General features: G+C 40.6%; 15 protein-coding genes and 1 pseudogene. 4 read left to right on the top strand and 12 right to left on the bottom strand.

Annotated elements, in window-relative coordinates; all coding sequences use genetic code 11:
• Nucleotides 1-87 precede the first annotated feature (87 nt).
• Nucleotides 88-516, bottom strand: a complete 429-nt coding sequence (locus tag ACTNES_RS15965) for an Arm DNA-binding domain-containing protein (RefSeq protein ID WP_441040088.1) — start codon at nt 514-516, stop codon at nt 88-90.
• Nucleotides 517-531: 15 nt separating this feature from the next.
• The gene (locus tag ACTNES_RS15960; protein WP_118640007.1) at nt 532-720 is read right to left on the bottom strand and encodes a DNA-binding protein; all 189 of its coding nucleotides are present in this window, start codon (nt 718-720) and stop codon (nt 532-534) included.
• A gap of 194 nt (nt 721-914) precedes the next feature.
• On the opposite strand from ACTNES_RS15960, the gene ACTNES_RS15955 reads away from it, so the two are divergent.
• Together ACTNES_RS15955 and ACTNES_RS15950 are read left to right on the top strand one after the other, a co-directional pair.
• A complete protein-coding gene (locus tag ACTNES_RS15955; protein WP_441040087.1) occupies nt 915-1,388 on the top strand; it encodes an N-acetyltransferase family protein in 474 nt (157 codons plus the stop codon).
• A 21-nt stretch (nt 1,389-1,409) separates the two neighbouring features.
• The gene (locus tag ACTNES_RS15950; protein WP_368365658.1) at nt 1,410-1,988 is read left to right on the top strand and encodes a helix-turn-helix domain-containing protein; all 579 of its coding nucleotides are present in this window, start codon (nt 1,410-1,412) and stop codon (nt 1,986-1,988) included.
• Between the two features lie 299 nt (nt 1,989-2,287).
• Here the strand turns inward: ACTNES_RS15950 and ACTNES_RS15945 are convergent.
• From ACTNES_RS15945 to ACTNES_RS15905, 9 genes and pseudogenes are all read right to left on the bottom strand, one after another.
• Nucleotides 2,288-2,650 (bottom strand): annotated as a pseudogene (locus ACTNES_RS15945) (SGNH/GDSL hydrolase family protein); the annotation flags it as partial.
• Nucleotides 2,651-2,665: 15 nt separating this feature from the next.
• Nucleotides 2,666-2,875, bottom strand: a complete 210-nt coding sequence (locus ACTNES_RS15940) for a hypothetical protein (RefSeq protein ID WP_441040086.1) — start codon at nt 2,873-2,875, stop codon at nt 2,666-2,668.
• A gap of 43 nt (nt 2,876-2,918) precedes the next feature.
• Nucleotides 2,919-4,070: an N-acetylglucosamine-6-phosphate deacetylase gene (nagA, locus tag ACTNES_RS15935; RefSeq protein ID WP_291809349.1), complete on the bottom strand. Its 1,152-nt coding sequence runs from the start codon at nt 4,068-4,070 to the stop codon at nt 2,919-2,921.
• Nucleotides 4,071-4,117: 47 nt separating this feature from the next.
• Complete coding sequence (locus ACTNES_RS15930) at nt 4,118-4,954, bottom strand: MurR/RpiR family transcriptional regulator (protein WP_227079801.1); 837 nt, start codon at nt 4,952-4,954, stop codon at nt 4,118-4,120.
• Nucleotides 4,955-4,992: 38 nt separating this feature from the next.
• Entirely contained in the window at nt 4,993-5,874 is an 882-nt protein-coding gene (locus ACTNES_RS15925) for an ROK family protein (protein ID WP_055157330.1), read from the bottom strand.
• A 93-nt stretch (nt 5,875-5,967) separates the two neighbouring features.
• A complete protein-coding gene (locus ACTNES_RS15920) occupies nt 5,968-6,417 on the bottom strand; it encodes a YhcH/YjgK/YiaL family protein (RefSeq protein ID WP_055284298.1) in 450 nt (149 codons plus the stop codon).
• Between the two features lie 18 nt (nt 6,418-6,435).
• Nucleotides 6,436-7,941 (bottom strand): sodium:solute symporter, encoded by a 1,506-nt coding sequence (locus ACTNES_RS15915; protein WP_291809327.1) that lies wholly within the window; start codon nt 7,939-7,941, stop codon nt 6,436-6,438.
• A 33-nt stretch (nt 7,942-7,974) separates the two neighbouring features.
• A complete protein-coding gene (locus tag ACTNES_RS15910) occupies nt 7,975-8,892 on the bottom strand; it encodes a dihydrodipicolinate synthase family protein (RefSeq protein ID WP_006427785.1) in 918 nt (305 codons plus the stop codon).
• Nucleotides 8,893-8,954: 62 nt separating this feature from the next.
• A complete protein-coding gene (locus ACTNES_RS15905) occupies nt 8,955-9,644 on the bottom strand; it encodes an N-acetylmannosamine-6-phosphate 2-epimerase (protein WP_015529448.1) in 690 nt (229 codons plus the stop codon).
• Between the two features lie 278 nt (nt 9,645-9,922).
• Here ACTNES_RS15905 and nagB point away from each other — a divergent pair, with 278 nt between their 5' ends.
• Nucleotides 9,923-10,654 carry a glucosamine-6-phosphate deaminase gene (gene nagB, locus ACTNES_RS15900; protein WP_117685531.1) on the top strand — a complete coding sequence of 244 codons (732 nt, stop codon included), beginning with the start codon at nt 9,923-9,925 and terminating at the stop codon, nt 10,652-10,654.
• Nucleotides 10,655-10,765: 111 nt separating this feature from the next.
• Here nagB and lgt read toward each other — a convergent pair whose 3' ends face one another.
• On the bottom strand, nt 10,766-11,650 hold the full coding sequence (gene lgt, locus ACTNES_RS15895; protein ID WP_441040085.1) for a prolipoprotein diacylglyceryl transferase: 885 nt from the start codon (nt 11,648-11,650) through the stop codon (nt 10,766-10,768).
• 202 nt (nt 11,651-11,852) lie between these two features.
• Between lgt and ACTNES_RS15890 the strand changes: the two genes are divergently transcribed.
• The coding region (locus tag ACTNES_RS15890) for a hypothetical protein (RefSeq protein WP_441040084.1) at nt 11,853-12,063 on the top strand (211 nt) is incomplete at its 3' end.

Raw genomic sequence — 12,063 nt, 5'->3', positions numbered from 1 at the left:
TAATGTTTTTGTCGTACAGGGTCACTTTCCTTTGTAATGTTTTGGGTCAAATTCATTATACATCAGAAAGTCCTGTACGATATTTTTTTATGAAAAAGTTGTAAAGTGGTGTTCTGATTGCAGAGTTTTCAAATAAGTCGGAGCATAGGGCTTTCCTTTTTCATCACGATAGGAAATCTGTTCATTCTGCCACTGGATAATATCTTTCGGACGAATATCACGCATTTTCTTGTCCTTGAAATAGGGCAGCAGCTTTGTCCTCAAGATATGCTCTTTTGTCAGCCAGGTATTGTGTTTCAGCTTCGGCTTCATATCTCTTGTATATGCCTGAACAAATTCCTCGAAAGTCATATCCAAGTCAGCCGCTTCTTTCATACGGAAATGCCGTTCCCACTCTGTTGCTTCCCGTTTGGTCTTAAATCCCCTCTTAACTTTCCGGCAATTCTTACCAGTCCAGTCATAATAGTGAAAGGACACATACCATGTTCCCCGCTGTTCGTCTTTGTACGCCGCCATAATCTCACTCCTTTCCTAATTCGCCTGCGCCATGCCATAAAATTTTTCTTCATAGTATTTTCTGCTCACTCGTCCGGCGATTGTGATAAAACCTTTTGCTTCCAGTTCTTCGTTCATCTGCCGCACCAGCTTATAAGCAAATGGTTTGGAAATGCCTAATTCCTGAGCCACTTCTCCGGCCGTTACAAATAAATCATTTTTCAAATACACGTCCTCCTTATAGCTTTTTTGTTAAATCCCATATTTGCATTATACTTAACATTTATGTTATTGTCAATAACTTATTTGTTAAACTTATCTTTTTTATTAAATTTAGCATTTCTGATAAGTCGTTATTGCTCTATTATTTCATATATGCTACAATATAAAAAACAGCAAAAGCTTAAAAAGGGGAAGTTATGAACTATACAATCCGGACAATGAAAAAGCAGGAATTTCCATTGCTTGAAGATTTTTTATATGAAGCAATCTTTATTCCAGAAGGTATGGAAGTTCCACCCAGAAGTGTTATTTCCTTACCAGAGTTACAGACTTATATTAAAGATTTCGGACTATTAAAAGATGATTTTGCGTTAGTTTCAGAAATAGAAAAACAAATCGTTGGTGCTGTTTGGGTACGCATTATCAATGATTACGGACACATTGACAGCAGCACTCCCTCTCTTGCAATTTCTCTCTATAAAGACTACCGAAAACATGGAATAGGAATTGCCATGATGAAAGAAATGCTGAATTTGCTTAGAAATCATGGATATAAAAGTGTTTCTCTTTCTGTCCAAAAAGCAAATTATGCTGCCAAAATGTATCAAAAATTAGGATTTAAAATTGTAAATGAAAATAAAGATGAATGGATTATGATATGCCATTTATAGATTTCAGAAAGGACATAGATTATGTTACTAGGAGAACGAATAAAAAAAATCCGCACATTCCGAGGACTGACACAACGGGAATTAGGCTTAAAGCTAGGATATGAAGAACGCAATGCTGATGTTCGTGTAGCCCAATATGAATCCGGCTATCGGGTTCCCAAAAAAGATACACTCATAGAAATTTCTAAAATTTTGAACGTCAATTATATAAACTTTGTTACGGAAGTTCCTGGCTGCGCCGAAGATATTATGCAAACTTTCTTCTGGCTTGACGAGGACAACCGCAATGCTTTTCATCTGTTCCAGCTTGTCCGCAATCCTGGCAAGTGCAATTCCTTCGATGATAAGTCTGTCCGATATAATGATACTGATGAATGGCCCGCTCATGCCCCTGTCGGTATGTGGATTGATTACGGTCTGGTAAATGAATTTCTGCGTGAATGGTGTCTGCGGAAAGAACAACTAAAAAGCGGAGAAATTTCAGAGGACGAATATTTTGAATGGAAAATCAACTGGCCTGCTTCCAGCAGCAGCGTTGATGAACAGGGAAATGACAAGAAAAATAACAGTTATGATTGGAGAAAATATAATGGATTATAATAATATTTATAATTTTAAAAACGCTCTTGTGCCTCACCGCCCATTGATGTTATTGCTTTAATAGGTAGGGAATTAATTGCTGTAAGACCCGACAGGCGCAATCCCCGCTACTTAAGAGCAAGGACTGCAACTACATTCCAATACCGATAAAATATTCATATCTTGATATTTTTTCAGTAGGCAGATTCCCCAATCTGTCTGTTTGCCATGCCTGAATTATTTATCTAGAGACGCAATACGAGAACTGTATCAAGAAATTCATAATTTCCCGGCTCTTCTAGTATATCATAATTCTTATCTTAATGATAGCTACCTACCATTGGTGCCTGACACTTTGTATAGCTTTTATCCGTTGTAACACTCTCATATCCTGCTTTTTCTGCTTTCAATATTATCATGTCCTGAAGCGTAAGAAAGTCCGCATGATATTTTTCTGCAATCTTTTTTTCGATTCTTTCTGTCTGTTTTATTCCCGGAATCCAGTTTTCATACATTCCGGGATATGGCACTATAAATGGCGACATACAGATAAGCTTTGCATCCGATTGCTCTGTAATTTCTTTCACAATGGCTTCATAACAGGCTTCAAACTGCTGTTCTTCCAGACTCTTTCCTGTATTCATCATAACTCCGACGTCATTGCATCCTATCAGAATGCTTACGACATCCGGTCGTTTTTAAATGCATTCCTTCTCCAATATACGTTTCACTCCATGAATCGTGAATCCATCATGTCCTCGATTCATAATGTCGTACTTCTTCCTTCCGCCGTCACTGTCATTCAACTTCTCAGCCACCATATTCACATAACCGTTTCCCAGTGGATTTTCTAAAAAGCAATGACTGGCATCTGTAATACTGTCACCTAAAAATATAATCTTTTTCATCTGTCCTTAACACCAAATAGCCTTATACTATAAATTGCATGAATTATAATTCCTGTCCGTCCTTAATTACCATCTTAAGCTCCAAATTCTCGTCTAATAATACGATATTCGCTTTCTTTCCCGGTGCGATCGAACCATATGTATCTTCAATTCCAAGACTCTTAGCCGGATTGATCGTCGCACATGCTACAGCCGTCTCAAGCGGGATCTCCATCTTCTTAACTACCGTACGCATACAGTCTGCAAGGTTTGTAACAGATCCTGCAAGTGCTCCATCAGATACCAGTGTTGCATGATTACCGACTACTTTTACATCCAATCCACCAAGTGTATACTGTCCGTCCGGCATTCCGGTCGCACGCATACTGTCGCTGATCAGGATCATACGGTCTGCTCCCATCATCTTGAACGCTGCTCTCACCATCGATGGATGGATATGTACACCGTCACAGATAATCTCTGCCATTACATGTGCACTGTCGGACACTGCTCCTACAACACCCGGTTCACGGTGAGTGAATGCAGGCATCGCATTAAAGAGATGTACGGCATGATTTGCTCCGGCATCGAATGCTGCTTTCGCATGTGCATAATCCGCATTGGTATGTGCAAGCGAAATGTTCACTTTATCTTTCATTGCTTCTACAAATGCAACTGCGTCCTCACTTTCTTCCGGCGCAAGTCCTACAAACTTCACAAGGCCTTCCGAAGCATCAAGGAATCTCTGACAAATATCCGTATCACAAGGCATGATATTTCTTTCATCCTGCGCTCCTTTTTTCACCGGGCTGATGAACGGGCCTTCCATGTTCACGCCAACAAGATCCGCTCCCTTCGGATTCTGCTCTTTTTTGTATTCTGCTGCTGTTCTTAAGATATCTTCCAGTTCTTCTACCGGAAGTGTCATTGTTGCTGGTGCGATTGTTGTAACACCCACAGAAGCCTCATATTTTGCAATATTTTCAATAGCCTCTTTACTGTTATCACAGAAGTCATCTCCCATACACCCGTGGAAATGCAGATCGATCAGTCCCGGAATTGCGTATGCCCCCTGTCCGTCAACGACTTCTTCCCCCGGCATATCCGGTACGTTTTCTGTCGTGTAAATGCTTTCGATCTTGTCATCGTGAACAACAATGCCGCCTGCTGTAAATTTTTTGTCTCCTGTATAGACAATTACATTTTTGATTATCATTTTATATATCCTCCATTTTATTTTTTCCCAACATACCTCTTAACATTCTAAAAACTCCTGTGCATCCCTTCTCCTTCTTCCAGTGCACGCAGTGTATTATCATGCAGAACTTCTTTTTCATATTTATCCTGTTCCAAATAGTAAGAATAGATAATATCAAGCATGACCAAAATCGGGAACTGCGGTGAGATTACATTCCCATGATTCAGGTGTCTGAGTGATGGAATCAGAACAACTTCTGTGCAGAACTGCTCGAAGCCACCCCGGTTGTTCGCCGTAAAAAGAATTGTTTTCGCACCTTTCCGATATGCTTCTTTCAGAAGAAACAAGACCTCTTCCTTGGATCCGCTGATACTGATTCCGAATACGAGGCTTCTTCTGTCCTGGAATACCGCCTGCATACGCATCATATCTCTTTCTACCAGCGAATCAATATCCACACCAATTCGCATAAAACGCAGTTCCATCTCTCTTGCTGCCAGACCGGAACTTCCGGTTCCGCACACGAACACACGCTCCGCCTGATTCAGACATCTGCTGATCCTTGCAATCTGCGCCTCATCCACCAGACTGTAAGTCTTATTCAGAAGTTCCTGATATGCATTCAGGATCATTCGCGTATTACCGGTAATGGATTCCTGCTTTTCTACAAATGTCTCTTCATACTGATAGATGAATTCTCTGTATCCGCGATATCCGCATTTCTTCGCAAATCTGGATAACGACGCTTCTGATACGAAGAGTCTCTCGGAAATGGATTTTGATGAAAAATCCACTTTCTTTCTGTTCTGTATAAAAAAATCTGCGATATTCCGTTCCACTGTCGTAAATTTATCATAATTCGATTCTATGATCGGAACGACTGATTTTACATAATATTCCATATCTTACTATTCCTGCTTCTTTATTTTATAACTCCAGACTATGCATGTCTTCCCTGAAAATGATAGAATGCGCCTAACATACCGGCATTGTTCTGGTTTTTGGCAAATGCGATACTTGTATGCTCCCACATGCTGGACACCAGGTATTTTTCCACTGCTTTTTCAATCTTGTCCTTCAGGAATGCTTCCTGCGCCATGATTCCGCCGCCAAGTACGACAACTTCCGGATTCACTACATAACAGATATTGGCAATACCTTTCCCAAGTACATCCGTCATCTCATCAATTGCACGGTTACAGATCTTATCACCTTTTTTTGCCTCTTCAAAAATGCGATATCCGCTCCAATTTTCTGCCGGTTCTCCCTTCCATGCAGCAACCTTCTTCGTCAGAATACTGGCTGCTCCGAGTGTCTGGAAATCGCTGTCATCCATATGCATATATCCGACTTCACATGCGCTGTTACTGAATCCGTGGAACACCTCGCCATTCAGCAAAATACAGCCGCCGATTCCGGTTCCGATTGTCAGCATCACAGCCGCCTTACTTCCTGCCGCCGCTCCTGCTTTGTACTCAGCAAGTCCCGCACAATTCACATCATTTTCCACTTCACATGGAATTCCGAATCGTTCTTCTACCGTCTTTTTGAATGCCGTTCCGATATAATTCGGGATCAGCGGTGCCGAATAGAAGATTTCACCTTTCTCAATGTCAACCATACCGGCTGTAGAAATACACACACCTGCGTCTGCCTCTTCTTTTAATGCTTCTACGATACCGATGACTTTATCAAGGATCGCCGGTCCGCCTTTCTGCGCTTCTGTCTTCATTTCTTTCTTTAACAATACTTCTGCATCTTCGCTCACAATACCATATTTGATTGCTGTGCCGCCGATGTCAATACTAATATATTTTTTCATCTCTGCTTTGCCTCTTTCATTTTCCTTCATTATACTCGTTCAGCCAGAAAAGGACAAACCGTTCTTTTATGGTTTGCCCTCGACTTTTTCTGATTAAATCTTTACTTTAAATATTGCCTTTTTAATGGTTTCCGGTTCCTGAACCTGAACCGCTGTTCTGTGTCCGTCACTCGGATAACAGATCAGGAAATCTCCATCTGTCAGGACTACGGAAGAATTCTTTTCCCCATCCATCGGAAGAAAATCATCTTTTTCCACAAAATCTTTTAATTCCATATTCTGAATGAAGTTCAGATCGATCTGTTCATTTCCATGGATCATTACATGGACGTCCAGATAATTTTTATGTGCTTCCCAGAAACGTTCTTCCGGTGTTGTTGTTGTATATTCTACGATATTGACAAACAGTCTGTCACCATCGATTTCATGACTTCCCTTTTCATAAGATGCAAGGTCGTGTGTCTTTGCATATTCAAAGCACTCTTTTACCTGTTCTTCTAAGAATGGGAATTCTGATAAATTATTGATATTTCCAAAAATCACGAAAATCGTCACTCCTTCTTAGTTTTTGTAAATGGTTGTGTTAGGAGCAGGTACGGAATTGTCTCCTTTTGCCTTTCTCCAGATGATACTTGCCGGGATACCAATTACCAGTGATACTACAATTGAGATGATTGAGTATGACCAGATTGATACGTGATCAGCAGGTACGAAGTATTTGATGTATACCATTACGCCTGATGCAACGATGAATGCACATACTGCACCAAATGTATTGGCAACCTTTGTAAATGCTCCAAGGATAAATGTTCCGATCAGGATACCAAGTACCAGTCCCATGAATCCATTGAACCATTCGTATGCAGATTTTACTCCGCCGTTAGCCAGTACCATAGCAACTACGATTGCGAAGATACCAACGATCAGAGATACATACTGTCCGATCTTTGTCTGTTTCTCAAAGCTTAATTCTTTCTTAGAAAGTCTTGTCTGGATATCCAGTGTCCAGCTTGATGCTACAGAGTTCAGACCTGTAGAAAGTGTAGACTGTGCTGCTGCATAAATAGCTGCTAACAGAAGTCCTGTTACACCAACCGGAAGCTCAAATGCGATGTAAGATGCGAAGATCTGGTCCTGAGCTGCTGCCGGTGGAAGTGCATTCTGCTGATAGAATACGTATAATCCTGTACCGATCAGGTAGAATACTGTTGCGATGAAGATTGATAATCCTCCGTTTGTAAGCATCATTTTGTTCAGTTTCTTTGTATCAGTTGTTGTTGTAAAACGCTGTACAATATCCTGGCTTGATACGTAAGATGCCATTGTATTGAATCCGGCACCAACGATCATGATGAATACGCTGTCTTTAAAAATATTAGCATTGAAGATTGGCTGATCTACAGCAAGGAACTTATGCTCTGTTGTCAGTGCATGTGCGATTGCTCCAAATCCACCATCTAAGTGTGCTAACAGGAAGATCAGTGCAAATGTAACACCGATCAGAAGTACAGATCCCTGGATGAAGTCTGTCCAAAGTACGGATTTAAGACCTCCTGTGTATGAGTAAATAATAGCAATGATACCCATGATAATGATCAGTAAATTTACGCTGATTCCAGTCAGACTTCCAAGTACCATACATGGAAGGTACATGATGATTGACATACGTCCGATCTGGTAAATGATGAACATTACAGCTCCAAGTACACGAAGTCCTTTGCTTCCGAATCTCAGTTCCAGATAATGATATGCTGTATCAATATCCAGTTTGCTGTAGATTGGCAGGAAGAATTTAATCGTGATCGGGATAGCTAACAGCATACCAAGCTGTGCGAACCACATGATCCATGTTCCTGCGTATGAGTTTCCTGCTAATGACAGGAATGAAATCGGACTTAACAGTGTTGCGAAAATTGATACGGAAGTTACCCACCACGGTACAGTTCCGTCTCCTTTAAAATACTCTTTTCCTTTCATTTCTTTCTTTGCGAAATGAAGGCCGGCGAACAGTACAGCCGCGAGATAAACTACTAAAATGACTAAATCTACTACGGTAAACCCTTGCATCGTCTCTCTCCTTACAGTATTTTTTATATAATCTTACAGATATTTAGCTTTTGCGTCGCGAACCATCTTAGCTGCTTCTTCAACGATAGCCATGTCTTCTTCTACTAATGCTGGCAGTGGCTCTCTTACTCCGCCAAGTTCCAGACCTTCGTTGATCTTTAACATAGCTTTGATCACTGCGTACATATTTCCGTGTGCAGAGCACATCTTATAGATAATCTCATCACAAGCATACTGGATTTCTCTTGCTTCTTCCATCTTTCCGGCTCTTACATACTCGTCTAATTTCAGATATAATTCCGGCATAACTCCGTATGTACCACCGATTGCTCCTTCAGCTCCGATGACACGTCCACTCATGAACTGCTCATCTGGTCCGTTGAAGATGATGTAGTCAGGGCCTGCTGCCTGTTTGAACATCTGGATATCCTGTACCGGCATAGAAGAGTTCTTAACACCAATTACGTTAGGATTCTTTCTCATCTCTGCGAAAAGTCCCTGTGTAAGAGCCACTCCTGCAAGCTGTGGAATGTTGTAGATTACGAAGTCTGTGTTTGGTGCTGCTGCACTGATGTCATTCCAGTACTGAGCGATTGCATACTCTGGCAGGTGGAAGTAGATCGGTGGGATTGCTGCGATTGCATCAACTCCAAGGCTTTCTGCATGTCTTGCAAGTTCCTGGCTATCTTTTGTGTTATTGCATGCAACGTGTGCGATAACTGTAAGCTTTCCTTCTGCTGCTTTCATAACGTTCTCAAGGATGATCTTACGGTCTTCTACGCTCTGATAAATACATTCTCCTGACGAACCGTTCACATATACACCTTTCACACCTTTTTCTACAAAGTATTTTGTCAGTGCCTGAACGCCTTCCGGGCTTACATTTCCTTCGTTGTCATAGCATGCATAGAATGCAGGGATTACGCCTTTGTACTTTTCAAGATTTCTCATGGTTTCTTTCTCCTTTTCTTTGTCTTTTTATATAAATTTAATTTAATAAGTTCCTTGCAGAATTATCTTTCCATTTCTTCTACAAATGATTTTGTGATCAGCTGCGGTCTTGTGATAATAGATCCTACAACAACACTGTACGCACCAAGCTCGATCACATGTTTTGCTTTTTCCGGTGTATTGATGTTACCTTCTGCGATCACTCTGTGTTTTGCTTTTGCGACAATCTTTCTTAAGATTTCGAAATCATTTGCCTCGATCTTATCGCCCTTGCTCTGCTCTGTGTAACCAACCATTGTAGTTCCGATGAAGTCAAATCCAAGTTCATCCGCATGCAGTGCTTCTTCCACTGTAGAACAGTCTGCCATGAATAACTGATCCGGATATTTTGCTTTTACTTCTTTAAAGAACTCATCTAATGTCTTTCCGCCAGGTCTCTTTGAAATAGTAGCGTCCATAGCGATGATTTCAGGTTTTACTTCCATCAGTTCTTCGATTTCTTTCATCGTTGGTGTAATGTAGATATCACTGTCATCATAATCTCTTTTTACGATTCCGATGATTGGCAGATCAACCTGTGACTGGATCTCCTTGATATCTTCTTTTGTATTTGCACGAATTCCGCTTGCACCTCCCTGTTTTGCAGCCAGTGCCATTCTTCCCATAATGAATGAAGAATGTAATGGTTCATCTGGTAATGCCTGACATGATACAATTAATTTACCCTTCAGATTTTCAACTTTCTGATTCATTTTTTGTTCCCTCCTTTGTTCTGCAATCAGTATAGTATTATTCGATTTTATTTTCAAGTACATTTGCAGTTCTTGAAACTTCTTTCATCCTTTTCAATACTTCTTTCTGTTTTGCCTATTTTAAAATCCGTTTTTTATGCAATATGCACAATTCCAGGCAATTTCTTTCCACTTTTGAAAGTAGTTTCAGTTTATGCTATTTTACTTGAAAATTCATTTATAATGTATATACTAATATTCAGAAACAAAAAAACAATAGAATAAGGAGAGATTTTATTATGGTAATTTATAAAGCAAAAGACTATCAGGATATGAGCCGTAAGGCCGCAAACATCATTTCTGCACAGATTATTATGAAGCCAAACTGTGTACTTGGACTTGCAACCGGATCTTCACCGGTCGGTACATATAAACAGCTGATCGAATGGTATAAGAAAGGGGATCTTGATTTTTCCCAGGTTACAAGTGTAAACCTCGATGAATACAAAGGACTCAGTCCTGAAAATGATCAGAGCTACAGATATTTCATGAATACCAATCTCTTTGATCATGTAAACATCGACAAAACCCGTACTTTCGTTCCAGACGGACTGGAAGCAGATTCCGCGAAAGCCTGCAACGATTATAATGCAGTCATCCGTAAGCAGGGCGGTGTAGACCTCCAGCTTCTCGGTCTTGGACACAACGGACATATCGGATTCAACGAACCAGGTGCCGCTTTTGAGAAAGAGACACACTGCGTAGATCTGACAGAAAGTACAATTGAAGCCAATAAGCGTTTCTTCGAATCTGAAGATGATGTTCCGAGACAGGCTTATACAATGGGAATCAAGAATATCATGCAGGCCAAGAAAATTCTGGTTGTTGTAAGCGGAGAAGATAAGGCGGATATCTTAAAAGAGGTCTTATACGGACCAATTACTCCGAAAGTTCCTGCTTCTATTCTTCAGTTACATAATGATGTTACGATTGTAGCTGATGAAGCAGCACTCAGTAAGATTGATATGTAATATGAATAAAAAATCCCGGTATGTGAATCAGACATTTTTGAGCATCCAGCTCATTGTCCTTTCACATACCGGGATCTTTTTCTGTATTCGATTATATTTGCGGCAGCCGGACTATTTTTGTAAAGCTGCTGCTTTTTTTCTTCCTGCAATGATCAGTATAGCGGATATCACTACAATCGTGCCTGCCAACAGCTGAGAGACCGGAAGTCCAACTTTTGGCAGCAACAGCTGATCGGTTCTAAGTCCTTCGATCCAGAATCTGCCAAGACCATACCCCAAGAGATAGATCAGGAAGACTTCCCCATCGAATTTCTTATGCTTGCGGTACAACAGCATGATAATCAGCACCATCAGACACCACAGGGATTCGTACAGGTAGGTCGGATGAACCTGAATATACATGACTCCTTTGACTGTCTCGGCATGATTCCACATCTTTGTTGTGATATCCGAACTTCTTACTGCATCCACCGGAAGTCTCATGGCAAATAAGCCATTTGTATATTCGCCGAATGCTTCTCGATTAAAAAAGTTCCCCAATCTTCCGATCATCTGTCCGGTGATCAGACCGAATCCGCCTGTGTCAAATAACAGGAACGGTGATAATCCTTTTATTTTTGCAAATATAAATACTACAACAATTGCCGTGATCACACCGCCGTATATGGCAAGACCGCCCTCACGGATGTTAATGATGCTCTTAATATCGTCTTTATACATATCCCAGGAGAAAATCACATAATATGCCCTTGCTCCGATAATTGAAAAGATAACTCCATATATTGCCAGATCATTATAATCTTCTACGTTCTGATGCGTACGCTTTGCTTCCATTACCGCCATCATAAGTCCCGCAAGTATTCCGATTCCTATGACGATTCCATAATATGCGATATCGAATCCAAAGACTGTGATATGATCGCCGACAGATTTTAAATGAATTCCCAGATTAGGGAAATCTATGGTTCTGTACCGAAATTTAATAGTGCCTGACACCAATGTGGTCAACTTAAGAATTTTAGAAAAATTTTAGAATTCCTTCAGCCCTGATTTCATGGGCATTTGAAGGAATTCTTTTCTTTTTTTACAAAAAAGTACTTGACAAAACCTCCTGAAAGTGAGGTCGCTTCGCGACCTATTAATTAAGGAATTGTTCGTCTCGCCACGAACCTTAATTACACTTTAGGAGGTATATCATATGAATCGAATTGACATCTGCAAAAATATCATCCAATCCATTAAGGATTATATCACAACCCCAGAAAAACTGGAACCAAATCGTGCAAAAAATCATTTTGTGCATTTTGCGCCAGTCAGTGGCCACTGGTGCGTTTGCCAGTGGACACTTGGCGCTACGAGTGGCCGGAAGTTAATCGACCACTTTGTGTTCGATCATAACGTTATAATGT

It is taken from the genome of Blautia sp. HCP3S3_D9, assembly GCF_052063845.1.
GTDB lineage: Bacteria > Bacillota > Clostridia > Lachnospirales > Lachnospiraceae > Blautia_A.
This window is presented reverse-complemented; position numbering and strand designations above follow the sequence as displayed.

Coding starts and splice junctions, on each gene's coding strand:
- ACTNES_RS15965 (WP_441040088.1), bottom strand. CDS start 516: ATGGCGGCGTACAAAGACGAACAGCGGGGAACATGGTATGTGTCCTTT.
- ACTNES_RS15955 (WP_441040087.1), top strand. CDS start 915: ATGAACTATACAATCCGGACAATGAAAAAGCAGGAATTTCCATTGCTT.
- ACTNES_RS15950 (WP_368365658.1), top strand. CDS start 1,410: ATGTTACTAGGAGAACGAATAAAAAAAATCCGCACATTCCGAGGACTG.
- ACTNES_RS15940 (WP_441040086.1), bottom strand. CDS start 2,875: ATGAAAAAGATTATATTTTTAGGTGACAGTATTACAGATGCCAGTCAT.
- nagA (WP_291809349.1), bottom strand. CDS start 4,070: ATGATAATCAAAAATGTAATTGTCTATACAGGAGACAAAAAATTTACA.
- ACTNES_RS15930 (WP_227079801.1), bottom strand. CDS start 4,954: ATGGAATATTATGTAAAATCAGTCGTTCCGATCATAGAATCGAATTAT.
- ACTNES_RS15925 (WP_055157330.1), bottom strand. CDS start 5,874: ATGAAAAAATATATTAGTATTGACATCGGCGGCACAGCAATCAAATAT.
- ACTNES_RS15915 (WP_291809327.1), bottom strand. CDS start 7,941: ATGCAAGGGTTTACCGTAGTAGATTTAGTCATTTTAGTAGTTTATCTC.
- ACTNES_RS15910 (WP_006427785.1), bottom strand. CDS start 8,892: ATGAGAAATCTTGAAAAGTACAAAGGCGTAATCCCTGCATTCTATGCA.
- ACTNES_RS15905 (WP_015529448.1), bottom strand. CDS start 9,644: ATGAATCAGAAAGTTGAAAATCTGAAGGGTAAATTAATTGTATCATGT.
- nagB (WP_117685531.1), top strand. CDS start 9,923: ATGGTAATTTATAAAGCAAAAGACTATCAGGATATGAGCCGTAAGGCC.